Origin of the sequence: Pseudomonas sp. MF7453 (assembly GCF_016405455.1) — a bacterium.
GTDB lineage: Bacteria > Pseudomonadota > Gammaproteobacteria > Pseudomonadales > Pseudomonadaceae > Aquipseudomonas > Aquipseudomonas paralactis.
In genome coordinates, this window is record NZ_JAEKCN010000034.1 from 1 (window position 1) to 26,835 (window position 26,835).

The window sequence follows — 26,835 nt, forward strand, 5'->3', positions numbered from 1 at the left end:
GTCGAGCTTCAGCGAGGCTGCGAAAGCGGTGGTTCAGGCGATGAAAATGTTGCCTGTGCCGCCGCCATCGCAGCCTCGCCGGGGCTCGACAGCTCCCACATTTGGGCGGTGTTGTTGTCGGGAGTTGCGCTTGGCGCGATGGCCCTGCCAACCGAGATCAACCCAGCACTGCCGATCCCCTGTGGGAGTTGTCGAGCTTCAGCGAGGCTGCGAAAGCGGTGGTTCAGGCGATGAAAATGTTGCCTGTGCCGCCGCCATCGCAGCCTCGCCGGGGCTCGACAGCTCCCACATTTGGGCGGTGTTGTTGTCGGGAGTTGTGCTTGGCGCGATGGCCCTGCCAAACGAGATCACCCCAACATTTGGGCGATGTTGTTGTCGGGAGTTGTGTTTGGCGCGATGGCCCTGCCAACCGAGATCACCCCAACACCACCAATCCCCTGTGGGAGCTGTCGAGCTTTAGCGAGGCTGCGAAAGCGGTGGTTCAGGCGATGAAAATGTTGCCTGTGCCGCCGCCATCGCAGCCTCGCCGGGGCTCGACAGCTCCCACATTTGGGCGGTGTTGTTGTCAGGAGTTGTGCTTGGCGCGATGGCCCTGCCAACCGAGATCAACCCAGCACTGCCGATCCCCGGTGGGAGCTGTCGAGCTTCAGCGAGGCTGCGATAGCGGTGGTTCAGGCGATGAGGATGGGTCAGAGCTTCGGCAACTGCCCGACGCGGCCCATCATTTCAGTGACGATCTGCAGGTCCAGCAGGAACTGCTCAACCGTTTTGAACTCACCGTCGGTGTGCCCGGTGTACTTCTCTTCCGGACGGGCCAGGCCGAATTGCACACCATTGGGCAAGTCATGCACGGAGGTGGCGCCAGCCGAAGTGCCGAACTTGTGCTGCATGTCCAGGTTTTCCGTGGCGACCGCCAGCAAGGCTTTGACCCACTCACCTTCAGGGTTGCGGTACATCGGTGTATCCAGCGAGTAGGCGAAGCTCACGTTGACCTTGGCTTGCTGGTTCCAGGCGTTCAGTTTTTGCTCGATCTGTGCCTTGAGTGCCTCCGGGGTTTTACCCTTCGGCGCCCGCAGGTTCACCGCCAGCTTGAAAGCTTTGTCATCCAGGCCGACAAAGGTCGGCGAGGTAGTCAGCGGCCCCATGAAGTCATCGGCAAAACCCACGCCCAATTTACCGCCCAGGTAATCCAGGCCCCAGTTGTCCGCTGCATAACGCGCCGCATCAGTGATGTGGTTGTGCTTGAGGGCAATCTTGCCGTCGAGGCCGTGAATCAACTCCAGCATACGAGCCACCGGGTTGACGCCGGTTTCGGGTTCGGAAGAGTGAGCAGACACGCCGGTAACGGTAAGTTTGACGTCCTTGCCGTCGACCTTGGCGCTGACCTGGAAATTGCCGCCGTTGCGCTTGGCATAGTCATTACCGGCCTGCTGCAGGCTGGCCGCCAATTCAGCAGGCTTATCGCTGACCAGCGTGGCGACCGACACCGATGGGATCTGGTTGGTGGCCTTGCCGCCGGTCATTGCAATGATTTCTGCGCCTGCGCCTTCACCCTTGCGCACCGGGAAGGTGGCCATAACGGTGCCCGAGCCTTTCTCGGCGATCACCACCGGGTAGCCGCCATCCAGCGCCAAGTTGTATTGCGGCACGGGATTGCGTTCGAAGTAATAGGGAATCGCGTCACCGGACGTTTCTTCGGTCGTGTCCACCAGCAGTTTAAACGTGCGCGCCAGCGGCAGTTTTTCTTCCTTGATCACCTTCATGGCATACATCGTCACGACGATGCCGTTCTTGTCATCCTCGGTACCGCGGCCATACATGCGGTCGCCGATCAGTGTGACCTTGAACGGGTCGAGCTTGGTGCCGTCCTGCAGCACCCAGTTTTCCGGCGTGACCGGCACCACATCGGCGTGGGCGTGCACACCGACGACTTCCTCACCGCTGCCTTCCAGGGAGATTTCGTACACGCGGTTATCGACGTTACGGAAGTTCAGGTTGAAGGATTTGGCCAGGGCCTGGAGCTTGTCGGCGATCTTGAGAAATTCGGGGTTTTTGTACTGCGGCAGGCCGTCTACGTTGAAGGTCGGAATCTCCACCAGTTCGCGCAAGGTTTCCAGGGCGGCCTTGCCGTACTTTACACGGGTGTAGATACCGAGCAAGCGATTGATCTCGTTCTGCTGCTCGGTGCTCAGGCTTTTGCTGTCGAGAAAGGCGCTGATAGCCGGGCCGACGTCAGCCGATTTACCCAGCTCGCCCTTGGCCAAAGTGCCGAGGAAACTGCGGAAATCGGTGACCGATGTCTCGCTGAAACCCTTCACAATCGCCGCGCTTTGGTCGGCGCTGATGTTGGCGAAAGCGGGTGTGGAGAGTGCCGAAAGGCTAGCTGCGAACAGGGTGGCGACTGCCAATTGCTTGAGTGGAAAGTGCATTGTTGAAGGCATTCCTTTGCAGGTAGTGAGTAGGGAGTTTCTGATGGATAAGTCAGAAACATTTCCACACACTACCACTACTCAGGTGCCCAAGGTCAATGCTGGCCAGGGTGGGGCTCAGGGTATTCATCCGTCACGCTCAAGGCTCTGGCGTAGGGCCCGTCCCACAGTTGCTTATGCAATTGACCTACACGCCTGGCCATCGCTTCGCTGCGCATCACCACCTCCAGATTGCGCGAGTTATCCAGGTAGCCGCCCAACCAATTGCTGGTGCCGATCCATGCCACTTGCCCGTCGATCTCCATGGTCTTGCTGTGGATCACTCGGGCATAAGGGATAAAGCCTTGCCTGGCCTCGGGCAGGGTGACGATCTTGATCTCGACGTTGGGCAATACCGCCAGGCTCTTGAGGTAGGGCAGCTCCAGCTTGTCGGTATTCCAGTTGGACACCATCAGCTTGATCGCCACCCCACGGGCAGCGGCGGCGCGCACGGCGTTGTCGATCACCGCGTAGTACGGCCGGGTTCGATCGGGTCCGTAGGACAGTGGCGCGTAATCGAGCAATTGCACGCGCACTTCTTTTTTGGCTTCGCTCAGCAGGCGTGGCAGTTCCATCTGTGAGTCGCCTACGCCTGGCGGGTTGTAGCGTTGCGGGCTGGCCACCAGATAGTTGCCGGTGCGTGCGGGCGCCTGGCCGGCGGCCGGCAGCGGTACCGGCTGTTTATCGGCGAGCGCGGCCTGGGCTTGCCAGTCTTGGTCGAAGATCGCCTGCACCTGGCTCACCACGCTTGCGTCACTGATGCGCAGCCCGGTTTCGTGGATATGTTCCAGGGAGCGCCAGTCGAAATTCTGGCTGCCGATAAACGCCTGCTTGCCATCTACCAGCAGGTATTTGGCGTGAATGATGCCGCCGCTCAATTGCCCGTAGGGCAGCACTCGCAAGGTCAGGTTGGGGATCGCACGCAAGCGTTCCAGGGTGGCAGCTTCCGACAGCCTGATGCCTTTTTCTTCCAGCAAAAAACGAATCTTCACGCCGCGCTTGCCGGCAGCCTCAAGGTGTTCGATGACCCTGTCCATCACCGAACCTGGATGGTCGACGGCGTAGAACTGGCCGATATCAATGCGGCTTTTTGCACTGTCGAACAGCTCGATCCATACCGGGCCGGTCTGGCGCAAATCGGCGGTGTCCAGGGTGGTCTCTACGGGCACGGTATGCACCAGCTCAAACCCCGGAATGGAAAAATCCGCCTGGGCCAGCGGACTGAGCAACACGCCGGCAAGGCCGGCGATACGCAACTTCATCGAAAGGGACATAGGCGTCTCATCGGACAAAACAAAGGGGCGGGCGCGTCATGCGCCCGCCCGGCAGGTCACGCTGTGCGGCTGTGCAGGGAAGTCGGTACGAGGTGCGGCACTTCACCTTGTACGCGGGCACCGCTGGCCGCGCGGATCAACAGGATCTTCAGTTGGTCGTTGATGCGCTCCAGGCTGTCCTGGAAGAAGTTGTGGAATACCACGCAGAACAGCGCGATGGCGATACCCAGGCCGGTGGCGAACAGGGCCGTGCCGATACCACCGGAAATCTGCCCTGGGTCGGAAACGCCAGCCGTGGCCAGCGCCTTGAAGGTGTCGATGATGCCGAGGATGGTGCCCAGCAAGCCCAGCAGCGGGGCGGCCGTGGTAATGGTCTCGATGATCCACAGGCTGCGGGCCAGCGGGGCGCGTGTCTTGAGGTATTGGGTGTCGATTTCGTCGTCCAGGTCCTTGCGTGAACCGTTGGACGCTTTCTGGGCCAGCACCGGCAAAATCATGTTCAGCGCCAGGCTGTCGCGTCGGCTCAGGTTGTCCGGCAGGTCACGCTCGCTGTGCACATGGGCGCCGAGGGCGTCGATCAACGCACGCGCCTGGCGGCGCACGTAGGCGAAGTAGATACCGCGTTCGATGGCGATGAAGATCGCAATGGCCATCGCCGCGTACATCACATAGAAGGTGACGTCGTGGAGCAGGTTCATATCCATGCGGGTGTTCCTCTTGAGTCAGTCTTAGAAATTGGCTTCCAGCGAAACCGTTACGGTGCGGTCCAGGCCCACGATGTAGGCCGGGTCGCCATCGCGAAAGCCGCTGTAGCTGGCCGCGTTGGTCTTGGTGGTGTACACGCCGTCCAGGTATTTCTTGTCGAACAGGTTGTCGACGTTCAGGCGCAGGGTCGCGTCCTTGACGACTTTCTTGTCCACCGGCAGGTAGATACCGGCGCCGAGGTTGAACACAGTGCGCCCGGAAATGGCTTCGTCGTTGGTCAGGTCGCCGTAGAGCTTGCTGGTGTACTTGCCGCCGAAGGTGCCGTAGAAGCGTCCGTCGTCGTAACCAACGTTGGCCGCCAGCATGTTCTTGGGCACGTTGGCGAATTGCTTGCCGCTGGTGGGCAGCAGGATGGCTTTGCCGGCGTTGTAGACGGTCATGTCGTCCTGCTGCTCGGCCTTGGTGTAGGTGTAGGAGGTGTAGTAGTTGAAGTGATGGGGCAGTTGGCCGCTCCACTCCAGCTCCAGGCCTTTGTTGGTCACGGCACCGACGTTGATGTCGGCGGCGTCGCCGTTGATGTCTTTGGACGAGACCTGGCGATTCTTGAAGTCCATGTAAAACAGGGTGGCGGCCAGAGTCATGTCGTCGCCGCTGTAGCGCCAGCCCAGTTCGTGGTTCCAGCTGGTTTCCGGTTCAAGGTTGATCGAGTCGGCGCCCTTGTCGTAGAGCGCATAGTTCTGCGGCACGCGCATATTGCGCGACAGGCTGTAGAACAGTTGGTCGCGCTCGTCCAACTGATATTTGAGGCCGACGTTGGGCAACAGTTTGTTGTAGGTCTGGTTACGTTTTTCCGGTCGTTCAGTGAGGCTGCCGTGGTTGGTACCGTCACGCTCGACGTTCATGTAGGCAAGGCCGGCGATGAAGGTCCAGTCCGGGTTGATGTACCAGGTGTCCTGGGCCCAGACCTTTTGCGCCGGGGTCACGGTGAAGCGGTCGCGGCCCTGTACGGTGTTGCCGTTGGCGTCGACGATGGCGCTGTTGGAGTCCGGCCAGGTGTCCACCGGCTTGCCGTTGCTCTTGAGTGGAATGAATGGCTGGGTCTGACTCTGGCGTGCGCGCTCGTACCAGTAGCCGAACTGCAGGCTGTGGTCGCCCAGGTCCCAGGTCAGTTTGGTGGTGATGCCCGGCCGCCAGGTTTGCGTGCGTGAAGGGCGGTAGTACACGCCGTTGTTCGGCGTGCCGTCGGCATTGTACTGGGCGGCGGTGGGCAGGTTGCCGAGGTCGAACACGCCACCCTGGTTGGAACCACGATTGAGTGCGTAGGCGGATGAACCCACGCCGCTGCCGTTGCCCCAGTAGTAATACGGGATCACCGACAGGGCCAGGTTGTCGGCCAGTTTGAACTGAGTGTTGAGCACGGCGGTGAAGGTCTGGAACGGGTTCTGCGCCAGAGCGTAGTAGCTGTTGTATTTGCCGTTGCTGCCCACGGTCGGCGTGGCCGGGTAGGGGTCGTACTTGCGACCGTTCTGCTGAAATTGCGCCTTGGTCAACTGGCTGTAGCTGTTGTTGTCCTGCTCGTGATACTTGAGGATCAGGTTGGCGGTGTTGCCGTTGCCGGCGTCGAAGAAGCTGTTCCACTCCACCTTGTCGGCACGCACGGCGCCCGAGCCGCGCCACATTTGCCCTTCGGTATGCGACACCGACAGCCAGTTGCTCAGGCCGTTGATTTCACCGGTATTGAGGCGGGCGAAGGTCTTGCGTGTGGCATTGCTGCCGACCACCTGCTTGACGAACGCACCGGTTTCCTTGGTGGGGCGAATGGTCACGATGCCGATGTTACCGCCACTGGAACCGATATGCGGCCCATCGGCCTCCGAGGCGCCCTGGGTGACGAAAATCTGGTCGATGTTTTCCGGGTCGCCCAACAGGTTGGAGTACAGCGCGTAGTTGCCGGAGTCGTTGATCGGCATACCGTCCACCGACATGCCCACCTGGTCGGAGTTCATGCCGCGCATGGTGAAGCGAAAACCCGAGAGTCCGGTGTTGTCTTCACTGGAGATGTTCAAGCCCGGGGTGTACTTGAGTTTGTCGATGGCATTGCCGGTGGCCGCCTGTTTATCCAGTGCTTCCTTGGTTACCGTGGAGCGGCCCTTGATGCTCTCTTCCGGGACCATGTAGCCGCCCCCGGCGCTCGCCTTGCCTTGTACCCCAATGGTGCCGACATCGCTGTCGCTGGTGTCTGCCATGACCAGTCCCTGGCTCATGCTGGTCGCGGCAACGAGTGCCAGATGAATACGCGTGAACTTCATCACTGTCGTCCTGGTGTCGGGTGCTTATTGCACGCTGTAGTTGAAGGTGGCGGTGAAGCGCTGCTCATTGCGCCCCCCGAAGGCTTGTTCGGGGAACGGCTTGACTTGCTTGATGCGACGCAAGCTGTTGGTGGCGGCCCGGTTGAGCAACATGCTTGAGGCCTGGGTCTGCAAGCCGGAATCAAGCACCCGGCCCTGACGGTCCACCAGCAACCACACCACCACTTCGCCGCTGGGGCGTTCGAGCGACGCCTGGCGCCCGGTGGGGTACTGCTTGTAGGTGTCCAACTCGTTGCGCAGGCCTTTGAGGTAACCGCCTTCCAGGGCCTGACCGTCGACCTTCGGCGGCGCAGGTGGAGCGGGCGCCGCCACAGGTGCTGCCGGGGCCGGTACGGGCGGGATGGGTTTAGCGGCGGCGACCGGGGGCGGCGTGGGCGCTGTCTTGGCCACCATCGGCTTGGGCACGGGTTTTGGCCTGGGCTTGGGTTCCGGTTTGGGCTGCGGCTTGGGCGGTGGCGGTGGCGGTGGCGGAGCAGGCTCGGCCTCTTGCTCTTCGATGATCGGCGGTGGCGGCTCCTGTTCAACGACCGGTTGCGGGACGATTTCCGGCTCCGGCTCGACCAATGCCAACTCGACCGCCGACTCGTCATACACCGGCTCGACCTTCAAGGTCTGGGACTGGATACCCAGTGCAATCAGCACCAGGGCGATCAGGGCCGGGACACTGCCCAGCAGCTGACGCGCACGAAACAGAACGTACATGATCAGGACTTACGCGTAGCAATGGACACGGAGGTGAAGCCACCCAAGCGCAGGGTGTCCATCACTTCCACCAGGCGCGAAACCTCCACGCCTTTGTCGCTGTTGACGATGATCGTCGACTTGGTGTCCGGCTTCTCGGCCGCTTTCAAGGCCGGCACCAGCGCATCCACCGTCAGGTCTTTGCCATCCAGTTGCAACTGGCCTTCCAGGCCCAGGGTGAGGATGAATTTGTTTTGCGGTTTGAGCTGCTGTGAGCTGCTGGCGCTGGGCAATTGAGTCTTCATGCCAAGCGCGGGTATCACGTTCAGGCTCACCAGTACGAAAAACACCAGCAGGAACATCATTACGTCGATCATCGGGATCAGTTCGATGTGCGCCTTGCGTTTTTTGGGTTCGTCCCAGGTTCTCATTCCGTTACCCCGTTATTGAATTAGGGGCAACACGCTAGCAAGCAAAAATGACCGAATGGTTAACTTTAATTGACGGTTTAGAGGCTCTAGGACGGGTCTTTCAGAAAACTTACCGGTCAGTTTTCGGGCGTAATGAAACTGACACTCGGGGCGTACATGCTTGAGAAATTTATCTTGAGAGCCGGCTTTCATGGACACAGCATTGCCTCAATTGACTACCCTGCGGCTGCTCTTGCGAACACTGGAAATGCACCAGGCGCAGGTGCTTTTCACGCTTGCCAACGGACCGAAAATTGCCGACAACACGGCGAATATTCCATCGCCCTACACCCTGGAAACCGCCCAGGATTTTATTGCCGGGATCGCCGACAAGTACCGCACTGGTGAACTGCTGAACCTGGGGGTGCATGTGCTGGGCACAGGCGAATTGATCGGCATGGTCAGCCTGCGCATCAATGCTCGGCATCACTATGGGCACTTGGGTGGCTGGGTGGCGGCGCACTGCCGTAACCAGGGTTATGCGGCAGAAGCGGCGAGCGCGGTGATGGACTTCGGCTTCGACGAGCTAAAGTTGCAGCGCGTGGGCAGCCAGTGCTTTGGTCGCAACAAGGAATCGGCGCGGGTCATGGAAAAGATCGGCCTGCGCTACGAAGGCTGCATGCGCCAGGCGTTTCTAAAGAACGGCGTGTATGAGGACTTACTTGGGTTCGCCACCGTGCGTGACGATTGGGAGCGCGGTCTGTGAGCGGCGGGGTAGACCACGACCGCCGCCGGGTACTCGCAGGGCTGGCAGTCGCCACGGCGTTTTCCATCCTCAGCCCGTTTGCGCGCAGTGCCGGGGTGGATTATCCGTTCACCCTCGGCGTAGCCTCCGGCGACCCGTTGCCGGATGGCTTTGTGATCTGGACGCGGCTGGCGCCCATGTTCAATGCCGCAGATGGCCGCGGTGGATTGAGCCGTGCGGTGCCGGTGCGTTGGCGGGTGGCCAGCGACGCGGCGATGACGCGCATTGTGCAGCAGGGCGAGGTGCTGGCCACGCAGCGTTTTGCCCATTCGGTGCATGTCGAAGTGGCAGGACTCGCGGCAGACCGACCCTATTGGTACCAGTTTGAAGGGCTCGGTGCGCAAAGCCCGGTGGGCCAGTCGCGCACGACACCAGCGCTGCATACCATGGCCTCGGCCCGACTGGGGTTTGTGTCTTGCTCGCACTGGGAGCGCGGCTATTTCAGCGCCTATCGTCACCTCGCCGCGGAGCAGCCCGACTTGGTGTTTTTCCTTGGCGACTATATTTACGACAGCTCCTACGCGGCGGATTCGGGCAAGGTTTTCCGCTCGCACGGCAGTGGCAATGCGCAAAGCCTGAGCGACTATCGCAACCGCTATGCACTGTACAAGACCGATCCGGACCTGCAAGCCCTGCACGCCGCTGCCCCCAGCGTAGCGACCTGGGATGATCATGAAGTGCAGAATGACTATGCCAACCGCTGGTCCCAGGACCCCAAGGTTTCGGTGGCACAGTTTCTTCAGCAACGGGCGGCGGCTTATCAGGCGTTCTATGAACACATGCCCTTGCGCGCCAGTAGTGTGCCCAAGGGCGCCGATATGCTTATCTACCGGCGTCTGGACTACGGCCGGCTTGTACGTTTCCATGTGCTTGATGGGCGTCAGTACCGTTCCGAGCAACCGTGCATCGCAGCCAATGGCAGCCACCAGGGGCATATTGTCACCAGCCCTTGCAGCAACTTGCGCGACCCCGCTCGCACTTTGCTCGGCTGGCAGCAAGAAGCCTGGCTGGACCAGGGGTTTGCCCAGTCGAAGGCGCAATGGAATGTGATCGCTCAGGATTTGCTGGTGGCGCCGCTGATCCAGCGCGATCTCACCAACCACAAGCCGGGCCGCTGGAGCGACGGCTGGGATGGCTACATGGCTAACCGTTCACGGATGCTGGCGTCGATTGTGCGCAATCGCGTGAAGAACCCGGTGTTCTGGGGCGGCGACATTCATTCGTTCTGGGCCACGGACCTGCATGTGAATGCCGACAACCCGGATTCGGCGGTGGTCGCCACCGAGTTCGTTGGCTCGTCGGTGACCTCCGACGGCCCGCCCTATGACGCGTTCATGAAGATTATGCCGCTCAACCCCCATGTGAAGTTCTTCGACAGCCGCCAGCGTGGGTACGTGTCGGTGGAGTTGGCGGCCAACAGCATGTTGACGAATTTTCGGGCGATCAGTGACCCGCGTGACCCGGCGGCGACGGTGTCGACGTTGAAGTCGTTCGTCAATGAATCGGGCCAGCCGAGCGTGGCCCTGTAGGCGCGAGCTTGCTCGCGAAAAACTCACAGGCACCGCGTGCAACCTGACTGCTCGCGTTATCGTTGACGTTCTTCGCGAGCAAGCTCGCTCCTACAGTGTAAGGGTGTCAGCGAGGCTGTAGCGCACCGACAGCGCGCCTTTTTTCTCGGACAACGCCAGGATCGTTACCTGGCCCAGTTCGCTCAACGCCTGAACATGAGTGCCACCACAGGCGTATGCCGGTAATTCACCAAAGCCGACTTCGCGGGTGCCATCTTCCAGGGTCATATGCCGAGGGTAGTCAGCAGCGATCCATTGGTTGACCCATTGCTGCAGCGTTTGCGCATCCATGTCTTGCGCGGTCTGGCCACGAATAAAGGTGATCTTGCCTTCGCCCGGCCAGTGGTGGGCCTTGATCGGCATCCAGCCCAGGCGTTCGCCGGCATTGCCGATCAAATGTCCCGCCGAATGCAGGCGGGTGTGCAAGGCGCGACGTTGTGCGTCGACTCGTGCAACGGCGGGTCCAGGTTCCAGGGGGCGGTCGACGTAGTGCACCACCTGTTCGGCTTCCTGCATGACTCGCAGTACCTGGCTGTCGCCGAGCCAGCCGGTGTCGAACGGCTGGCCGCCACCTTGGGGGTGAAAAATAGTCGACTGCACAATCACGGCAAATTGCTCTTCGTGCGGGGTGCAACTGAGCACTTCCAGCTCGGCCGTCAGATGGTCATGGGTAAAAAACAGGCGCTCGGTCATCGGTCTACATCCACATCAGGGGTCTGTGGGCAGTATAAATAGTGCGCAGATGAGTGATAATCCGCTCAATTATCAATGGACCTGTGCGTCATGAGCATCAATCTTCCTTTGCCATTGCTGGGTGAAATGGCGATTTTCGTCAAGGTCGTGGAAACCGGCAGTTTCTCCGAAGCAGCGCGGCAACTGAGTGTTTCACCCTCGGCGGTAAGCCGCAGCATCTCACGCCTGGAGCAAGCCCTGGCCACGCGCTTGTTGCAGCGCACCACGCGCAAGCTGCGCCTGAGCGAGGGCGGCGAGGAGGTGTTCAAGCGTTGCCAGGAGATGGTCAATGCGGCGTGCTCGGTGATGGAAATCAGTGGCCAGTTCACCGATGAAGCCGAGGGCCTGTTACGTGTGAGCGTGCCCAAGGCGGTGGGGCGGTTTGTGGTGCATCCCCATATGCCCGAGTTTCTGCGGCGTTACCCCAAGGTGGATGTGCAATTGATCCTGGAGGATCGGCATGTGGACTTGATCGACGACAACGTCGACTTGAGTATCCGCATCACTGACAGCCCGCCGCCCGGCCTGGTCGGGCGCCAGCTATTGCCCATCGAACACCTGCTGTGCGCGACACCGCAGTACCTGGCCGAACATGGCGCACCGAGCCATCCCCATGATCTGCTCGGACACAGTTGCATTTATCTGGGTGAAACACCGGGGGATTCACGCTGGAAGTTTCGCCAGGCTGGCAAGGCGGTCACGGTCGGCGTACGCGGGCGGTATGCGGCGAATCACACCGGTGTGCGGCTGGATGCGGTGCTTGAGCATGTAGGTATTGGCAGCTTGCCGTATTTCACCGCGCGCCATGCCTTGGAGGCTGGGCAGTTGGTGCAGGTGTTGCCGGCGTGGGACTTTATTGCTTCGTACCACGGCCAGGCGTGGTTGCTGCACTCGCCGACGCGGTACTTGCCGCCGAAGTTGCGGGTGTTTATCGATTATCTGGTGGAATGCATGGCCAAGGAGCCCACGCTGCGCCGACGGTAGGAGCGCGGTTAGGAGATGTGGGAGGGGCAAGCCTTAATGCCTGTAGGAGCGAGCTTGCTCGCGAAAAACTCACAGGCGCCGCGTTTATTCAGGAAGCACGCGTTATCGTTGACGTTTTTCGCGAGCAAGCTCGCTCCTACATATTGGCGTCAGTGTTTGCTCTGGTCCTGAGGCATCGCCAGCAGCTGTTTTTCCTGGTTCCAGTCGAACGGTTCGTCGTTCTGTTCGGCTTCATAGCGACGTTCTTCCAGAGCCTGGTACAGGTCCAGCTCTTCGTCGGGCATGAAGTGCAGGCAATCACCGCCAAAGAACCACAGCAGGTCGCGTGGCACCAGGTGGGCGATTTGCGGGTAGCGCAGAATGACCTGACTCATCAGGTCCTGGCCCAGGTACTGGCTTTCGATCGGGTCGATCGGCAACAGGGCGCGCAGTTCGTCGAAACGCTCCAGGAACAGCGAGTGGCTTTCCTCGGGTACCTGTTCGGCTTCGCCGACGGCAACCAGGATGCTGCGCAAGTGGTCGAGCAAGACGAGATGATCGGCAACGACGTTGGACACGAGATAAGTCCTCTAAAGCAAAAACGGGCGCGAGAGTATATGCCTCTCGCGCCCGTTTTTATATGACCGCCGGTATCAGCGGACTTTACCCTCGGCCTGCATCAGCTCCTCCTTGCTGAAATCATCCACGTCGATCACCTTGCGACGAGCCGCTTCGGCATCGCGCAGGGTTTGCGCTTCTCCCGGTTGCAGCACGCCGGCGTGCAAGGCGGCATCGATGGCAGACTCACCGGCAGTCGGTTTGACCTGCCCGCTTTTAAGCGCGGTATGCAGTTTTTTCTGCAACGGATGGCTGGCGCCGAGCAAATCGTAGGCATGTTGCAGGGCACCCACTGGGTCTTCTGCCGATTGCGGGCGATAGCACCCGGCCAGCAGTTCTTCCAGGGTCGGGTCGCCCTTGGCGCGGCCGATCACCGCCGCGACTTCGGCATCCAGCGCATCGGACGGCCCGGTATGCCGACGCCCGAACGGGAACACGATCCCTCGCAACAGGCAACCCAGCACCTTGTTCGGGAAGTTGCTCAGCAGTTCATCCAGTGCGCGCTCTGACTGACCCAGGCTTTCTTCCATTGCCCAGGCAAACAGCGGCTCCAGGTGGTCTGGCGAATCCAGGTCGTGATAACGCTTGAGTGCTGCCGACGCCAGGTACATATGGCTCAGTACATCACCCAGGCGAGCGGACAGGCGTTCACGACGTTTCAGCTCGCCGCCCAGCAGCATCATGCTCAGGTCGGCCAGCAGGGCAAACGCAGCTGCCTGGCGGTTCAGGGCACGGAAGTAACCCTGGCTCAAACGGTTGCCGGGGGCTTTTTCGAAATGACCGAAGCCCAGGTTCAGCACCAGGGTGCTGGCGGCGTTGCTTACGGCAAAGCCGATATGTTGCATCAGCAGGCCGTCGAACTCCTTCAGCGCCTGGTCATGGTCTTCGCGACCGGCCAGAGCCATTTCCTTGAGCACGAACGGATGGCAGCGAATCGCGCCCTGGCCGAAGATCATCAGGTTGCGTGAGAGAATATTGGCGCCTTCCACGGTGATGAAAATCGGCGCGCCTTGCCAGTTGCGGCCCAGGTAGTTGTTCGGGCCCATGATGATGCCCTTGCCACCGTGCACGTCCATGGCGTGGCTGATGCACTCGCGGCCGCGCTCGGTCAGGTGATACTTGAGGATCGCCGACAGTACCGAAGGCTTCTCGCCCAGGTCTACGGCGTTGGCGGTGAGCATACGCGCGCTGTCCATCAGCCAGGCATTGCCGCCGATACGCGCCAGGGCTTCCTGAATACCTTCGAAGGCCGACAGGGGCACATTGAACTGCTCGCGCACCTGCGCATATTGCCCGGTCACCAGGCTGGTGAACTTGGCGGCGCCGGTGCCGACGGCGGGCAGGGAGATCGAACGGCCTACCGACAGGCAGTTCATCAGCATCATCCAGCCTTTGCCGAGCATCTCCTGGCCACCGATCAGGTATTCCAGGGGAATGAACACGTCCTTGCCGGAGTTGGGGCCGTTCATGAAGGCGGCGCCGAGCGGCAGGTGACGACGGCCGATTTCTACGCCGGGCGTATCGGTCGGAATCAACGCGAGGCTGATGCCCAGGTCTTCTTCTTCGCCCAGCAGGTGGTCCGGGTCATGGGCCTTGAATGCCAGGCCAAGCAGGGTCGCGACCGGGCCGAGGGTGATGTAGCGTTTTTCCCAGTTCAGGCGCAGGCCGAGGGTTTCCTTGCCTTGCCATTCGCCTTTGCAGATCACGCCGGTGTCGGGCATGGCGCCGGCATCGGAACCGGCCAGCGGGCCGGTGAGGGCGAAGCAGGGGATGTCGTCGCCACGCGCCAGGCGCGGCAGGTAGTGGTTGCGTTGTTCCTCGGTGCCGTAGTGCAGCAGCAATTCGGCCGGGCCCAGGGAATTGGGGACCATTACGGTGGACGCGAGGTCACCGCTGCGGGTCGCCAGCTTCATCGCGACCTGGGAGTGGGCATAGGCAGAGAAACCCTTGCCGCCGTATTCCTTGGGAATGATCAGGGCAAAGAAGCCGTGGGTCTTGATGTGCTCCCAGGCCGCAGGCGGCAGGTCCATGGCCTGACCGATCTCCCAGTCGCTGACCATGGCGCAGAGTTCTTCGGTGGGGCCGTCGATGAACGCCTGTTCTTCTTCGGTCAATTGCACCTTGGGGTAGGCCAGCAATTTATCCCAGTCCGGGCGCCCGCTGAACAGTTCGCCGTCCCACCAGACAGTGCCGGCATCGATCGCATCGCGTTCGGTCTCGGACATCGGCGGCAATACTTTCTGGAACCAGCTGAACAGCGGCTTGGTGAAGTATTGACGGCGCAGGTCGGGCAGCAGCAAAGGCACCGCCACCACAGCGATGAGCACCCAGAAGATCAGCAGCAGCCAGCCCGGTGCGTGGCTCCAGGCGCCCATCGCCAGCAGGTAGACGGCGACTACGCCCAGGGCGGGCAGGGGGGCAGTTCGGCGGTGTGCCAGGTAGGCAATGCCGACCACCAGCACCAGTATCCACAACAACAGCATATGCAATCCTCCGTGAAACCAGGGGCGAAACCACCAGGGAGCTTAGTCCGCATCCGAACAAGCCGGGTGATCAGGGTGTTACAAGTTGTACTGGGGATACCCATCAGCAGGCGCCGACATTTGGCGTAATCGTCGTTATCTCTGGGGCAGGCCTGTCGTTAAACTCCAGGCTCACTTCGGAGATCAAGCTTATGAATGCGTACTTGAGTCCCAGCCGCTTCATCGATAGTGACCACCCTGCGGTGGTGGAGTTCGCCGAAAAACATCGCGGAACCCACGCGGATTTAAGTGACCAGGCAGTCAGTCTTTATTACGCCGTGCGCGAGGCGATTCGCTACAACCCCTACACTTTCAGCCGCGACCCCGGCACCTTGAACGCCAGCTTCGCCCTGGCTGCCGGCGAAAGCTATTGCGTGCCCAAGGCCACCTTGTTGGCCGCCTGCGCTCGCCACTGCGGCATCCCCGCGCGAATTGGCCTGGCAGACGTGCGCAACCACCTGTCCACACCGCGGCTGCTCGCCCTGCTCAAAAGTGACGTGTTTGCCATGCACGGTTATACCGAGCTCTACCTGAACGGTCGCTGGGTCAAGGCGACGCCGGCGTTCAATCAGCAACTGTGCGACGTGTTCGATGTGCCGCCACTGGAATTCGATGGCCTGCACGACAGTGTTTTCCATGCGTTCAATCGCCAGGGCCTGCGCTCGATGGAATACGTGGTGGATCACGGACAATTTGCTGACGTGCCCGAGGCGTTTTTCTTCGAGCATATCCGCCAGTGTTACCCGCACTTGTTTGTCGACAAGGCACCGACCCTGCTGGGTGATCTGCAGGGCGATTTAAGCCGCGGCTGATCCGGCGTATGCTGCTGCCTTCATCCAGCCAAGTTCATCCACAAGAAGGCGCGGTCATGCTGAAAATCTGGGGTCGTAAAAATTCATCAAACGTCAGGAAAGCACTGTGGTGCGCCGAAGAACTCGGCCTGGACTATGAGGCAATTGATGCGGGCGGGGCTTTTGGTGTGGTCGATACCCCGCAATACCGGGCCATGAACCCCAATGGCCGGGTGCCGGTGATCGAAGATGGCGATTTTGTGCTGTGGGAATCCAACACCATCGTGCGTTACCTGTGCGCCAAACAGGCCTCGGATTTTTACCCCGGCGACCTGCAAGCCCGGGCCAATGCCGAAAAGTGGATGGACTGGACCACCTCCACACTCGCCGACCCGTTCAAGGCGGTGTTCTGGGGGATCGTGCGCACCCCGGCTGACAGGCAAAACTGGGACAGTATCAATGCCGGGCGCCAAGCCTGCATCGATGCGCTCAAAACCGTTGACCAGGCCCTCGCCGAGCAACCCTACCTGTCAGGCCAGGCGTTCGGCATGGGCGATATTCCCTTGGGCTGCTTCATTTATGCCTGGTTCGAGATGCCTATCGAGCGCCCGGCAATGCCCCATCTGGAGGCCTGGTACCAGCGCTTGCAACAGCGCCCGGCCTATCGCAAAGCCGTGATGACCGCGTTGACTTAATACACACTATTAATACGGGTGACTGTACTTGTGCGGCATGGGCAAGCACCATGCCCGCATTGCATCGCCGGTTGAACTACCTGCGCTGTGCCCTCATCTATTCTTTCTATTCCCTTCTTTGGTGCGTATTCCGATATGAGTTCCGCTCTGTCCATCCGGCAGCTAACCAAAACCTACGGCAACGGTTTCCAGGCCCTGAGTGGTATCGATCTGGATGTCGCCGAAGGTGACTTCTTCGCCTTGCTCGGCCCCAACGGCGCCGGCAAATCCACCACCATCGGCATTCTCTCGACCCTGGTCAACAAGACCAGCGGCACGGTGAACATCTTCGGCCACGACCTGGACAAATCCCCGGCGGCGCTCAAGCGTTCCATCGGTGTGGTGCCCCAGGAGTTCAATTTCAACCAGTTTGAAAAGACCTTCGACATCGTTGTGACCCAGGCCGGTTACTACGGCATCCCGGCGAAAATCGCCAAGGAGCGCGCCGAGCAGTACCTGACCCAACTGGGTCTGTGGGACAAGCGCGATGTGCCTTCGCGCTCGCTGTCCGGCGGCATGAAGCGGCGCCTGATGATCGCCCGTGCGCTGGTGCATGAACCGCGCCTGCTGATCCTCGACGAACCCACCGCAGGCGTGGACATTGAACTGCGTCGTTCGATGTGGACCTTCCTCACCGAGCTGAATGAGAAGGGCATCACCATCATCCTCACCACCCATTACCTGGAAGAGGCTGAGCAGCTGTGCCGCAACATCGGCATCATCGACCACGGCACCATTGTCGAGAACACCAGCATGCGTAACCTGCTGGGCCAGTTGCATGTGGAAACCTTCCTGCTTGATCTTAAGAACAATCTGTCGGCGCCGCCGCACCTGTTGGGTTACCCCAGCCGCCTGGTAGACAGCCATACCCTGGAGGTGCAGGTGGATAAAGCCATGGGCATCACCGCGCTGTTCACTCAGTTGGCGACCCAGAACATCGAAGTGTTGAGCCTGCGTAACAAAACCAATCGCCTTGAGGAGTTGTTTGTGTCCCTGGTGGAGAAAAATCTGGCGAAGGTGGCGGTATGAGTTCCGAACTGCAACCCAACCTCGTCGCGCTGCAAACCATCGTTTATCGAGAAGTGAAACGCTTTACCCGGATCTGGCCGCAGACCCTGCTGCCACCGGCGATCACCATGGTTCTGTACTTCGTGATCTTCGGTAACCTGATTGGCCGCCAGATTGGCGACATGGGCGGTTTCACCTACATGGAGTACATTGTGCCGGGCCTGATCATGATGTCGGTGATCACCAACTCCTACGGCAACGTGGTCTCCAGTTTCTTTGGCAGCAAGTTCCAGCGCTCCATTGAAGAACTGATGGTCTCGCCGGTGTCACCGCACACCATCCTGATCGGCTATACGCTGGGCGGTGTGCTGCGCGGCCTGATGGTCGGGGTGATCGTGACGCTGCTGTCGCTGTTCTTTACTCACCTGCAAGTGCATCACCTTGGGGTCACCATTCTGGTGGTGGTGCTGACGGCGACGATTTTCTCGCTGCTGGGTTTTATCAACGCCGTGTTTGCACGCAACTTCGATGATATTTCCATCATCCCGACGTTCGTGCTGACGCCGCTGACCTACCTGGGCGGAGTGTTCTACTCCATTACCTTGCTGCCGCCGTTCTGGCAGACGGTGTCCCTGGCCAACCCGGTGTTGCATATGGTCAACGCCTTCCGCTACGGCATCCTGGGCGTGTCGGATATCAAGATCAGCGTGGCGATCACTTTCATGATCGTCGCCACCGTCGTCTTGTATATCGGCTGTGCGCGGTTGCTGGTGAGTGGGCGTGGGATGCGCACATGATGTGGGATTGGAAATAACAAAACGGCCTCATCAGAGGCCGTTTTTTATTGGATGCACACCGAACAAGTGTGGGAGCTGGCTTGCCTGCGATGGTATCGACTTCGCTTGACGGGTGTACCGAGGTGTCTGCATCGCAGGCAAGCCAGCTCCCACATTTTGGTCGGTGCACGCGCTTTAGTTTTTCAGGGCCAGCTCTATCAGGGCATGCAGTTCTTCTACCGGCAAAGGCAGGGCCGAAAACAGAATACGAAACACCGTCGGCGCCGCAAGTAGGTTGATCAGATGGTCAACGCTCGGTGGCTGTTCCTGCGGGTAGCGGTCAACAATCACCTGCAACTGCCCGCTCAGGATGCTCACGCAATACCCTGGCGTCGGGCTGCTTTGCACGTCGCGCATCATATTGCGCCCAACGTCCGAACTCATCTCATCCAGATATTGCTCAGCCCAGGCTTGCAGGTCGCCGCGCAGGCTACCGGTGTTGGCTGGTTCGGTATCGGGACGCATACGTGCCAGGGCGACGTCGGCGAGCAGTACTGACAGTTCGCCCCAGCGCCGGTAAATGGTCGACGGCGTGACGCCGGCGCACGCCGCAATCATTGGCACGGTGACACCGGAACGCTCATGGGTCTCCAGCAATTGGCGCACCGCCCTGTGGACGGATTCTTGTACCCGGGCACTACGGCCCCCCGGGCGGAGGCCTTCTTTGATTGCCATGGGTAAAACCTTAACACAAAGAATTTGCTTTAAGCGCCAGCGAGTAGCACACTCCACAAAAGCAAAATATTAGCTTTAGCGGAGCGTGCCCATGATCAGCGTCATTTCCCAGCGGTCCAGCCTGACGTTCCTCGTGATCACAGTGTTGACCTTTCTCGCCGCCTCCAGCGCGCCGACGCCGTTGTACCAGGTGTATCAGGACAACCTGCATTTTTCGGCCGCGATGCTGACGGCTATCTTTGGCGTCTATGCCCTAAGCCTGTTGGCGGCGCTGCTGACGGTGGGCTCGCTGTCCGATTACCTGGGGCGCAAGCCGGTGATCTTTGCCGCGTTGCTGCTGAATATCGTGGCGATGCTGCTGTTTATCAACGCGGACAGTACGGTCTATCTACTCGCTGCACGTGCATTACAGGGTTTTGCGACTGGTACTGCCACAGCGGTGCTGAGTGCGACGCTGCTCGATACTGACCGGGTGCGCGGCCCGATGCTCAACAGCCTTGCGCCGATGCTGGGCATGGCCAGTGGCGGGCTGGGCAGCGGTTTGCTGGTTGAGTACGCGCCACGGCCGACGCAATTGATCTATTTCATCTTACTGGGCTTGATGGTGCTGCAGGCCGTGTATGTCTGGCGGTTGTCCGAGACGGTCAGTCGTATACCAGGGGCCTTGAAGTCCCTGGCGCCTACCCTGCATGTGCCACCGCAAGCGCGCCGGGCCTTGTGGTTGGCGATGCCGTTGAATGTGGCGGTATGGGCGCTGGGTGGGTTCTTTTCTTCTTTGGCGCCTTCGCTGGTGCGGGTCGCCACCGGGTCGACCTCGCATTTGATCGGCGGAGGGCTGGTCGCGGTGGTTACGTTAAGTGGCGCGGTCATGATCTACAGCCTGCGCAACCGTGCGGCTGACAAGGTCATGCGCCTGTCGGCGGTGCTGATGGCCATTGGCGTGAGCCTGTTGTTGGTTGCCGTGCAGACGGCCAGCCTGTGGTTGTTCTTTGTCGCCAGTGTGATCGCCGGCTTTGGTTTCGGCGGCGGCTTTATGGGCAGCGTGCGCAGTATCGTCGGGTTGGCGCTGCCCCATGAGCGTGCGGGGTTGATGTCGGCATTCTATGTACTGAGCTACCTGGCATTCTGCGTACCGGCGTTGGTGGCGGGCAATCTGAGCCGGGTGTTTGGCCTTGTCGTCACTACCGATGGCTACGCTGCGGTCCTCATCCTGTTGGCGGTGGGCGCTCTAGGCGGGCAGTTATGGCAGGGCTCTGCGCGGAGCCGAGCAGCTGCATAGGCAAGGCTAATATCTATAAAGTAGATAACAGTTAGAGATATTACCCGTTATATAGATATTCGATCAGGTTCTACCATGGCCTCAACCTCATGCGAGGAAGAGGATTGACCATGACCTGCTCGACCACTCACCGTTACAAACCATTCAGCCATCTGACCCGTCCCCGGGAAGTGATTCGCCAGTTCACCCCGAACTGGTTTGCCGCCACCATGGGCACCGGGGTGCTGGCGCTGGCCCTGGCTCAGTTGCCGGTCACCTTGCCCGGCTTGCACGCTGTCGCTGAGGGCTTGTGGATATTCACCATCGGCCTGTTCGTGTTGTTCAGCGTGTTGTATGCCACCCGTTGGGTGATTTTTTTCCACGAGGCACGGAGAATCTTCGGACACTCCACGGTCTCGATGTTCTTCGGCACCATCCCGATGGGGCTGGCGACTATTCTCAATGGTCTGCTGCTGTTCGGCCTGCCACGCTGGGGCAGTGATGTGATCCCGTTGGCTGAAGCCCTGTGGTGGCTGGACGTGGCCATGTCCCTGGCCTGCGGCGTACTGATCCCGTTCATGATGTTCACCCGCCAGGAGCACAGTATCGACCAGATGACCGCTGTCTGGCTGTTGCCCGTGGTAGCTGCCGAAGTGGCCGCGGCCAGCGGCGGCTTGCTCGCGCCGCACCTGGCCGATGCCCATTCGCAACTGGTGATGCTGGTGACCAGCTACGTGCTGTGGGCGTTTTCCCTGCCGGTGGCGTTCAGCATCCTGACCATCCTGATGCTGCGCATGGCCTTGCATAAGTTGCCTCACGCCAATATGGCAGCGTCGAGCTGGTTGGCGCTGGGCCCCATCGGCACCGGTGCCCTGGGCATGTTGTTGCTGGGTACGGACGCCCCTGCGATCTTCGCCGCCAATGGTCTGGCCAGTGTCGGTGAAATGGCCCACGGCCTGGGCCTGATTGCGGGCATCACCCTATGGGGCTTCGGCTTGTGGTGGATGTTGATTGCGGTGTTGATCACCCTGCGTTACCTGCGCGCCGGTATCCCGTTCAACCTGGGTTGGTGGGGCTTCACCTTCCCACTGGGGGTGTATGCCCTGGCCACGCTTAAATTGGCGAGCCTGTTGCAGTTGGTGTTTTTCAGTGTGTTTGGCAGTGTGCTGGTGGTCGCGCTGGCGCTGATGTGGCTGATCGTGGCCAAGCGCACCGTGCAGGGCGCTTATAAAGGCGAGCTTTTTGTTTCGCCTTGTATTGCCGGGCTAGCGAATAAGTAAGCAGGATTAGGTAAAGTCGTGGCCTGATAAATACAGGCCACGCAGGAACACGGACGACGATGAGCCATCCTTCCCAATTCACCTTGCTGCGCACGCGGCGCTTCTTGCCGTTTTTCATCACCCAATTGCTGGGCGCGTTCAACGACAACATCTTCAAGCAGTCGCTGATCCTGGCCATCCTTTACAAGCTCACCATCGAGGGCGACCGCTCCATCTGGGTCAACCTGTGCGCCTTGTTGTTTATCCTGCCGTTCTTCCTGTTTTCGGCGTTGGCCGGGCAGTTTGGCGAGAAGTTCAACAAGGACGCCTTGATCCGTGCGATCAAGATCGGCGAGATCGTGATCATGGCCGTCGGCGCGGCAGGCTTCCTGACTAATCATCTGGAATTGATGCTGTTGGCGCTGTTTGCCATGGGTACTCACTCGGCGCTGTTCGGCCCGGTGAAGTATTCGATCATGCCCCAGGCTTTGCACGACGATGAGCTGGTCGGCGGCAACGGCCTGGTGGAGATGGGCACCTTCCTGGCGATTCTGGCCGGCACCATTGGCGCCGGCATCATGATGTCGTCCACCCACTACGCGCCGGTGGTGGCGGTGGCGATTGTCGGTGTGGCGGTGCTGGGCTACCTGGCCAGCCGCAGCATCCCGCGTGCGGCGGCTTCAACACCGCAACTGCGCCTGGACTGGAATATCTTCACCCAGTCCTGGGCCACGTTGCGCATGGGCCTGGGGCAGACGCCGGCGGTGTCGCGCTCGATTGTCGGCAACTCGTGGTTCTGGTTTGTCGGCGCGATCTACCTCACGCAAATCCCGGCCTATGCCAAGGAGTGGTTGTACGGCGACGAAACCGTAGTGACCCTGATCCTCACCGTGTTCTCAGTGGGCATCGCCCTGGGCTCGATGCTCTGCGAAAAACTCTCCGGGCGTAAGGTGGAAATCGGCCTGGTGCCGTTCGGCTCTTTTGGCCTGACCGTGTTCGGCCTGCTGCTGTGGTGGCACTCCGGCGGTTTCCCGCAGAACGTGCAAGCCAACGATTGGCTCGCGGTGCTCAGCTACGGCCAGGCCTGGTGGGTGTTGCTCGATATTCTCGGCCTGGGTGTGTTCGGCGGCTTCTATATTGTGCCGCTGTATGCGCTGATCCAATCGCGCACCGCCGAGAACGAACGGGCACGGGTCATCGCGGCCAACAACATTCTCAACGCATTGTTCATGGTGGTCTCGGCCATTGTTTCGATCCTGTTGCTGAGCGTGGCCAAGCTGTCGATCCCCGAGTTGTTCCTGGTGGTGTCGCTGCTCAACATCGCCGTCAACACCTACATCTTCAGGATCGTCCCCGAATTCACCATGCGCTTCATGATCTGGCTGCTCAGCCATTCCATGTACCGTGTGGAGCATCGCAACCTGGAGGCCATCCCGGATGAAGGCGCGGCGTTGCTGGTGTGCAACCATGTGTCGTTTGTCGATGCGCTGTTGATTGGTGGTGCAGTACGTCGGCCGATTCGCTTTGTGATGTACTACAAGATCTACCGTTTGCCGGTGCTCAACTTTATCTTCCGCACCGCTGGGGCGATTCCGATTGCCGGTCGCCATGAAGACATTCAAATCTACGAACAGGCGTTCGCGCGGATTGCCCAGTACCTCAAGGATGGCGAGTTGGTGTGCATCTTCCCGGAAGGCAAGCTGACCGCCGATGGCGAGATGAATGAGTTTCGCGGTGGGGTGACACGCATCCTGGAGGAGACGCCGGTGCCGGTGATCCCCATGGCGTTGCAGGGGTTGTGGGGGAGTTTCTTCAGCCGCGATCCGAACAAGGGCTTCTTCCATCGGATCTGGTCGCGGGTGGTGCTGGTGGCGGGTGAGCCGGTGGCTGTGGAGGCGGCGACGCCTGAGCAGTTGCAGGCTGTGGTGGGCGGTTTGCGGGGGAGTGCCAGGTAGTTTTTCGTTGTTTGTCAGGGCCTCATCGCAGGCAAGCCAGCTTCCACATTTTGAATTGTGAATACAGTCAAATGTGGGAGCTGGCTTGCCTGCGATAGCGGTAGTGGCTTTATGTCGAGATCTTGAGGCCAATCAGCCCACAAATAATCAACGCCACACTCGCCAACCGAAACAACGCCATGGACTCCCCAAACAGGATAATCCCCGCAATTACGGTGCCCACGGCACCCACGCCGGTCCAGATGGCATAGGCGGTGCCCAGCGGCAACTCCTTCATGGCCAGCCCCAGCAACCCAAGGCTGACGGCCATGGCGGCAATCGTCAGGGCGGTCGGCAGTGGCTTGCTGAAACCGTCGGTGTATTTCAGGCCGACGGCCCAGCCAACTTCAAACAACCCGGCAAAAAACAGAATGATCCAGGACATGATGACCTCGCTTCTATCAAAGTGGGGTCGTCCCCGGGTAAGCGCTTGATAGCGTCGCGAGGTCGTCCCCGCGAAGCCTGGTAGAGTGCCGAAAACGGCTTAGACGATCAAGTTTACGGCGCGGTTTCCAGGGCGCGGCGGTCTTCCTTTTCGCTCATGCGGCGGAAATAGGTCGACAGCAATGCGCCGGAAATATTGTGCCAGACGCTGAAGAGCGCACTGGGCACCGCCGCCAGCGGCGAAAAATGCGCACTGGCCAGCGCGGCACCCAGCCCTGAGTTCTGCATACCGACTTCCAGCGCCAACGACTTGCGTTGCGCCAGGGGCAACTTGAACAGGCGCCCGGTGAAGTAGCCCAGCAGGTAACCGAAGCTGTTGTGCAGCATCACCACCGCCATGATCAGCAGGCCCGATTCGGCAATCTTCGCCTGGCTTGCGGCAACCACGGCCGCGACGATGATCACAATACTGACCACCGACACCAGCGGCAGCACGTCCACCGCATGGCGAACCCGCTCGCCCAGCACCCGTTGCGCCACCACACCGAGCACAATCGGCAGCAGCACCACTTGCAGGATCGACCAGAACAGCTCCATGAACGATACCGGCAGCCAGGCCGAGGCCAGTAGCCAGATCAACGCCGGTGTGAGCAGCGGAGCGAGGAGGGTGGTGACGGCGGCAATCGCCACCGACAACGCCAGGTCGCCGCGGGCCAGCCAGGTCATCACGTTGGACGAGGTGCCGCTTGGGCAACAGCCGACCAGAATCACGCCGACGGCAATTTCCGCTGGCAGGTGAAAGGCCTGGCATAACAACCATGCCACGCCCGGCATGATCACAAAATGCGCGACCACGCCCAATGCCACGCGCCATGGGTGGCGAGCGACTTCGGCGAAGTCTTCAAGTTTCAAGGTCAGCCCCATGCCGAACATCACCAGGCCCAGCAGCGGGACGATGGCGCTTTTCAGGCCGATGAACCAGCTGGGTTCGAGGAAGGCGAGCACGGCAAATATCAACACCCAGTAAGCGAAGGTATTGCCGACGAAGCGGCTCAAGGCGGCGAGTGCACGCATGGGGATGTCCTTTTTTATTCGATTTCTGAGTTGTCGATGCAATCAAATGTGGGAGCTGGCTTGCCTGCGATAGCGGTGTATCAGTCGGCAGTACTCTGGCTGACACTCCGTTATCGCAGGCAAGCCAGCTCCCACACTGACCGTGCCCACATTGGATCGGTGTTGTTTAGATGCCCTGTGGGGTTTCTTCCCCGCCCAGGGCTTCCACCAACGCCGGCAGGAAGTCGCCGAAGGTCAGCATCATCAAGGTAAAGCTGGCATCCAGTTGGCCCAGGGCTTCGTCGCCGCCGTCCTGTTCCGCCTGGTCTTGCAGCAGGTCTTCGAACTTCAGGCGCTTGACGGTCATCTTGTCATCGAGCATGAAGGACAGCTTGTCCTGCCACGCCAGGGACAGTTGGGTTACGACCTTGCCGGTGGTCAGGTGCAGCTGGATCTCTTCGCCGGTCAGGTCCTGGCGTTTGCAGCGCACGATGCCGCCGTCTTCGTGGGTGTCGCGCAGTTCGCATTCGTCGAGGACGAAGAAGTCATCAGCCGGTTTCTGGGTGGTGACCCAGTCAGTCATGATTGCAGTCGGTGCGGTTTTTACCGTCAGAGGGCGGACGGGCAGGGTGCCGATCACTTCACGCAGGGTCGACAGCAGGTCTTCGGCACGCTTGGGGCTGGCCGAGTTGACCAGGATCAGGCCCTGTTTCGGCGCGATTGCAGCGAAGGTCGACGAGCGACGGATAAAGGCACGCGGCAGGAAGGCCTGGATGATTTCATCCTTGATCTGGTCGCGCTCCTTCTTATAGACCTTGCGCATTTGCTCGGCTTCGATCTCTTCGACTTTCTCTTTAAGTGCATCACGCACCACGCTACCCGGCAGGATGCGTTCTTCCTTGCGAGCGGCGATCAGCAGGAAATCGCCGCTGACGTGAACCAGGGGAGCATCTTCACCTTTACCGAAAGGCGCGACGAAACCGTAAGTGGTCAACTCCTGGCTTGCACAAGGGCGCGCCAGCTTGGTGGCCATGGCCGCTTCCAACGCCTCGGCATCAACAGGCAGATCTTGGGTCAGGCGATAGATAAGCAGGTTCTTGAACCACATGGGGTGAGTCTCTCCTCTATACAAAGGGGGGCATTATTCTCTTGATCACGCCGCAGGCCAACCCTGCCTAAGCCATTGGAAGGGCTGAAAAAAAAGATTTAAGAAAGTGCTTGCCAGACTTGGGGTCGCTCCGTAGAATGCGCGCCACACCGAAACGAAGGGTGATTAGCTCAGCTGGGAGAGCATCTGCCTTACAAGCAGAGGGTCGGCGGTTCGATCCCGTCATCACCCACCATTCGCTTCATGTGTTACGCGCAGCGGTAGTTCAGTCGGTTAGAATACCGGCCTGTCACGCCGGGGGTCGCGGGTTCGAGTCCCGTCCGCTGCGCCATATTCGGTCACCTGGAACGCTGAACGCCAGGTCACCACAGAAAGCCCGCTCATTGAGCGGGTTTTTTTCTGTCCGAAATATGGCAAAAAATCGGGCGATAAACTTTTTTTAAATAAATTGCATTTAAATCAAGACATTACGATTTTTTGGTGTATGATGCGCCCACACCGAAACGAAGGGTGATTAGCTCAGCTGGGAGAGCATCTGCCTTACAAGCAGAGGGTCGGCGGTTCGATCCCGTCATCACCCACCATTCGCTTCATGTGTTACGCGCAGCGGTAGTTCAGTC

At 60.0% G+C, this 26,835-nt stretch carries 23 protein-coding genes and 3 tRNA genes; 13 read left to right on the forward strand and 13 right to left on the reverse strand.

Annotation, left to right across the window (positions count from 1 at the left end):
* Positions 1–689: 689 nt before the first annotated feature.
* From JFT63_RS28635 to JFT63_RS28660, 6 genes are all read right to left on the reverse strand, one after another.
* Entirely contained in the window at positions 690–2,429 is a 1,740-nt protein-coding gene (locus tag JFT63_RS28635; RefSeq protein ID WP_198845259.1) for a dipeptidase, read from the reverse strand.
* Between the two features lie 95 nt (positions 2,430–2,524).
* A complete protein-coding gene (locus JFT63_RS28640) occupies positions 2,525–3,742 on the reverse strand; it encodes a phospholipase D-like domain-containing protein (protein WP_186563188.1) in 1,218 nt (405 codons plus the stop codon).
* A gap of 56 nt (positions 3,743–3,798) precedes the next feature.
* Positions 3,799–4,446, reverse strand: a complete 648-nt coding sequence (locus JFT63_RS28645; RefSeq protein ID WP_057703681.1) for a MotA/TolQ/ExbB proton channel family protein — start codon at positions 4,444–4,446, stop codon at positions 3,799–3,801.
* A 24-nt stretch (positions 4,447–4,470) separates the two neighbouring features.
* A complete protein-coding gene (locus tag JFT63_RS28650; protein ID WP_198845260.1) occupies positions 4,471–6,756 on the reverse strand; it encodes a TonB-dependent receptor in 2,286 nt (761 codons plus the stop codon).
* 24 nt (positions 6,757–6,780) lie between these two features.
* Entirely contained in the window at positions 6,781–7,518 is a 738-nt protein-coding gene (locus tag JFT63_RS28655; RefSeq protein ID WP_186563192.1) for an energy transducer TonB family protein, read from the reverse strand.
* A gap of 2 nt (positions 7,519–7,520) precedes the next feature.
* Complete coding sequence (locus JFT63_RS28660) at positions 7,521–7,928, reverse strand: ExbD/TolR family protein (protein ID WP_005786670.1); 408 nt, start codon at positions 7,926–7,928, stop codon at positions 7,521–7,523.
* A 190-nt stretch (positions 7,929–8,118) separates the two neighbouring features.
* Between JFT63_RS28660 and JFT63_RS28665 the strand changes: the two genes are divergently transcribed.
* Entirely contained in the window at positions 8,119–8,673 is a 555-nt protein-coding gene (locus tag JFT63_RS28665; RefSeq protein ID WP_198845261.1) for a GNAT family N-acetyltransferase, read from the forward strand.
* Positions 8,670–10,241, forward strand: a complete 1,572-nt coding sequence (locus tag JFT63_RS28670; RefSeq protein WP_198845262.1) for an alkaline phosphatase D family protein — start codon at positions 8,670–8,672, stop codon at positions 10,239–10,241. Before JFT63_RS28665 ends, JFT63_RS28670 begins: the two co-directional genes overlap by 4 nt.
* 90 nt (positions 10,242–10,331) lie before the next feature.
* Here the strand turns inward: JFT63_RS28670 and JFT63_RS28675 are convergent, their stop codons facing one another.
* On the reverse strand, positions 10,332–10,973 hold the full coding sequence (locus tag JFT63_RS28675; protein WP_057703676.1) for a hypothetical protein: 642 nt from the start codon (positions 10,971–10,973) through the stop codon (positions 10,332–10,334).
* A 90-nt stretch (positions 10,974–11,063) separates the two neighbouring features.
* Here JFT63_RS28675 and JFT63_RS28680 point away from each other — a divergent pair, with 90 nt between their 5' ends.
* Positions 11,064–11,996 carry a LysR family transcriptional regulator gene (locus JFT63_RS28680; protein ID WP_198845263.1) on the forward strand — a complete coding sequence of 311 codons (933 nt, stop codon included), beginning with the start codon at positions 11,064–11,066 and terminating at the stop codon, positions 11,994–11,996.
* Positions 11,997–12,145: 149 nt separating this feature from the next.
* Here JFT63_RS28680 and JFT63_RS28685 read toward each other — a convergent pair whose 3' ends face one another.
* Together JFT63_RS28685 and JFT63_RS28690 are read right to left on the reverse strand one after the other, a co-directional pair.
* A complete protein-coding gene (locus JFT63_RS28685) occupies positions 12,146–12,553 on the reverse strand; it encodes a PA2817 family protein (protein ID WP_003190109.1) in 408 nt (135 codons plus the stop codon).
* A gap of 75 nt (positions 12,554–12,628) precedes the next feature.
* Positions 12,629–15,076, reverse strand: a complete 2,448-nt coding sequence (locus JFT63_RS28690; protein ID WP_057703674.1) for an acyl-CoA dehydrogenase — start codon at positions 15,074–15,076, stop codon at positions 12,629–12,631.
* 191 nt (positions 15,077–15,267) lie between these two features.
* On the opposite strand from JFT63_RS28690, the gene JFT63_RS28695 reads away from it, so the two are divergent.
* The 4 genes from JFT63_RS28695 (at position 15,268) to JFT63_RS28710 (ending at position 18,445) form a co-directional block, all read left to right on the forward strand.
* The gene (locus JFT63_RS28695) at positions 15,268–15,927 is read left to right on the forward strand and encodes a transglutaminase-like domain-containing protein (RefSeq protein WP_198708578.1); all 660 of its coding nucleotides are present in this window, start codon (positions 15,268–15,270) and stop codon (positions 15,925–15,927) included.
* Positions 15,928–15,983: 56 nt separating this feature from the next.
* Positions 15,984–16,601 carry a glutathione S-transferase family protein gene (locus tag JFT63_RS28700; RefSeq protein ID WP_057703672.1) on the forward strand — a complete coding sequence of 206 codons (618 nt, stop codon included), beginning with the start codon at positions 15,984–15,986 and terminating at the stop codon, positions 16,599–16,601.
* A gap of 135 nt (positions 16,602–16,736) precedes the next feature.
* A complete protein-coding gene (locus JFT63_RS28705; RefSeq protein ID WP_198845264.1) occupies positions 16,737–17,669 on the forward strand; it encodes an ABC transporter ATP-binding protein in 933 nt (310 codons plus the stop codon).
* A complete protein-coding gene (locus JFT63_RS28710; RefSeq protein ID WP_005786689.1) occupies positions 17,666–18,445 on the forward strand; it encodes an ABC transporter permease in 780 nt (259 codons plus the stop codon). The genes JFT63_RS28705 and JFT63_RS28710 overlap by 4 nt, the downstream gene beginning before the upstream one ends.
* A 174-nt stretch (positions 18,446–18,619) precedes the next feature.
* Here the strand turns inward: JFT63_RS28710 and JFT63_RS28715 are convergent, their stop codons facing one another.
* Positions 18,620–19,159: a TetR/AcrR family transcriptional regulator gene (locus tag JFT63_RS28715; RefSeq protein WP_057703671.1), complete on the reverse strand. Its 540-nt coding sequence runs from the start codon at positions 19,157–19,159 to the stop codon at positions 18,620–18,622.
* Between the two features lie 91 nt (positions 19,160–19,250).
* On the opposite strand from JFT63_RS28715, the gene JFT63_RS28720 reads away from it, so the two are divergent.
* The 3 genes from JFT63_RS28720 to JFT63_RS28730 all read left to right on the forward strand — a co-directional run bounded on the left by JFT63_RS28720 (position 19,251) and on the right by JFT63_RS28730 (position 23,631).
* Complete coding sequence (locus JFT63_RS28720; protein WP_198845265.1) at positions 19,251–20,438, forward strand: MFS transporter; 1,188 nt, start codon at positions 19,251–19,253, stop codon at positions 20,436–20,438.
* A gap of 110 nt (positions 20,439–20,548) precedes the next feature.
* On the forward strand, positions 20,549–21,697 hold the full coding sequence (locus JFT63_RS28725) for a TDT family transporter (protein ID WP_198845266.1): 1,149 nt from the start codon (positions 20,549–20,551) through the stop codon (positions 21,695–21,697).
* 59 nt (positions 21,698–21,756) lie between these two features.
* On the forward strand, positions 21,757–23,631 hold the full coding sequence (locus JFT63_RS28730) for an MFS transporter (protein ID WP_198845267.1): 1,875 nt from the start codon (positions 21,757–21,759) through the stop codon (positions 23,629–23,631).
* Between the two features lie 109 nt (positions 23,632–23,740).
* On the opposite strand, the gene sugE is transcribed toward JFT63_RS28730, so the two are convergent.
* The 3 genes from sugE to rdgC all read right to left on the reverse strand — a co-directional run bounded on the left by sugE (position 23,741) and on the right by rdgC (position 26,215).
* Positions 23,741–24,055 carry a quaternary ammonium compound efflux SMR transporter SugE gene (gene sugE / locus JFT63_RS28735; RefSeq protein ID WP_010211634.1) on the reverse strand — a complete coding sequence of 105 codons (315 nt, stop codon included), beginning with the start codon at positions 24,053–24,055 and terminating at the stop codon, positions 23,741–23,743.
* 113 nt (positions 24,056–24,168) lie between these two features.
* Positions 24,169–25,128, reverse strand: a complete 960-nt coding sequence (locus tag JFT63_RS28740; RefSeq protein ID WP_057703667.1) for a bile acid:sodium symporter family protein — start codon at positions 25,126–25,128, stop codon at positions 24,169–24,171.
* A gap of 166 nt (positions 25,129–25,294) precedes the next feature.
* A complete protein-coding gene (gene rdgC, locus JFT63_RS28745; protein ID WP_005786703.1) occupies positions 25,295–26,215 on the reverse strand; it encodes a recombination-associated protein RdgC in 921 nt (306 codons plus the stop codon).
* A 159-nt stretch (positions 26,216–26,374) separates the two neighbouring features.
* On the opposite strand from rdgC, the gene JFT63_RS28750 reads away from it, so the two are divergent.
* From JFT63_RS28750 to JFT63_RS28760, 3 genes are all read left to right on the forward strand, one after another.
* Positions 26,375–26,450: transfer RNA gene (locus JFT63_RS28750), tRNA-Val, on the forward strand.
* 19 nt (positions 26,451–26,469) lie between these two features.
* Positions 26,470–26,546, forward strand: a tRNA-Asp gene (locus JFT63_RS28755).
* Between the two features lie 177 nt (positions 26,547–26,723).
* A tRNA-Val gene (locus JFT63_RS28760) sits at positions 26,724–26,799 on the forward strand.
* Positions 26,800–26,835: the final 36 nt, after the last annotated feature.

Excerpts from the sequence above, each read along its gene's own strand:
- rdgC (WP_005786703.1), bottom strand. The coding sequence starts at position 26,215 with ATGTGGTTCAAGAACCTGCTTATCTATCGCCTGACCCAAGATCTGCCT.
- sugE (WP_010211634.1), bottom strand. The coding sequence starts at position 24,055 with ATGTCCTGGATCATTCTGTTTTTTGCCGGGTTGTTTGAAGTTGGCTGG.
- JFT63_RS28690 (WP_057703674.1), bottom strand. The coding sequence starts at position 15,076 with ATGCTGTTGTTGTGGATACTGGTGCTGGTGGTCGGCATTGCCTACCTG.
- JFT63_RS28675 (WP_057703676.1), bottom strand. The coding sequence starts at position 10,973 with ATGACCGAGCGCCTGTTTTTTACCCATGACCATCTGACGGCCGAGCTG.
- JFT63_RS28715 (WP_057703671.1), bottom strand. The coding sequence starts at position 19,159 with ATGGCAATCAAAGAAGGCCTCCGCCCGGGGGGCCGTAGTGCCCGGGTA.
- JFT63_RS28680 (WP_198845263.1), top strand. The coding sequence starts at position 11,064 with ATGAGCATCAATCTTCCTTTGCCATTGCTGGGTGAAATGGCGATTTTC.
- JFT63_RS28740 (WP_057703667.1), bottom strand. The coding sequence starts at position 25,128 with ATGCGTGCACTCGCCGCCTTGAGCCGCTTCGTCGGCAATACCTTCGCT.
- JFT63_RS28705 (WP_198845264.1), top strand. The coding sequence starts at position 16,737 with ATGAGTTCCGCTCTGTCCATCCGGCAGCTAACCAAAACCTACGGCAAC.
- JFT63_RS28725 (WP_198845266.1), top strand. The coding sequence starts at position 20,549 with ATGACCTGCTCGACCACTCACCGTTACAAACCATTCAGCCATCTGACC.
- JFT63_RS28655 (WP_186563192.1), bottom strand. The coding sequence starts at position 7,518 with ATGTACGTTCTGTTTCGTGCGCGTCAGCTGCTGGGCAGTGTCCCGGCC.
- JFT63_RS28635 (WP_198845259.1), bottom strand. The coding sequence starts at position 2,429 with ATGCACTTTCCACTCAAGCAATTGGCAGTCGCCACCCTGTTCGCAGCT.
- JFT63_RS28730 (WP_198845267.1), top strand. The coding sequence starts at position 21,757 with ATGAGCCATCCTTCCCAATTCACCTTGCTGCGCACGCGGCGCTTCTTG.
- JFT63_RS28660 (WP_005786670.1), bottom strand. The coding sequence starts at position 7,928 with ATGAGAACCTGGGACGAACCCAAAAAACGCAAGGCGCACATCGAACTG.
- JFT63_RS28645 (WP_057703681.1), bottom strand. The coding sequence starts at position 4,446 with ATGGATATGAACCTGCTCCACGACGTCACCTTCTATGTGATGTACGCG.
- JFT63_RS28665 (WP_198845261.1), top strand. The coding sequence starts at position 8,119 with ATGGACACAGCATTGCCTCAATTGACTACCCTGCGGCTGCTCTTGCGA.
- JFT63_RS28695 (WP_198708578.1), top strand. The coding sequence starts at position 15,268 with ATGAATGCGTACTTGAGTCCCAGCCGCTTCATCGATAGTGACCACCCT.
- JFT63_RS28710 (WP_005786689.1), top strand. The coding sequence starts at position 17,666 with ATGAGTTCCGAACTGCAACCCAACCTCGTCGCGCTGCAAACCATCGTT.
- JFT63_RS28700 (WP_057703672.1), top strand. The coding sequence starts at position 15,984 with ATGCTGAAAATCTGGGGTCGTAAAAATTCATCAAACGTCAGGAAAGCA.
- JFT63_RS28720 (WP_198845265.1), top strand. The coding sequence starts at position 19,251 with ATGATCAGCGTCATTTCCCAGCGGTCCAGCCTGACGTTCCTCGTGATC.
- JFT63_RS28640 (WP_186563188.1), bottom strand. The coding sequence starts at position 3,742 with ATGTCCCTTTCGATGAAGTTGCGTATCGCCGGCCTTGCCGGCGTGTTG.
- JFT63_RS28650 (WP_198845260.1), bottom strand. The coding sequence starts at position 6,756 with ATGAAGTTCACGCGTATTCATCTGGCACTCGTTGCCGCGACCAGCATG.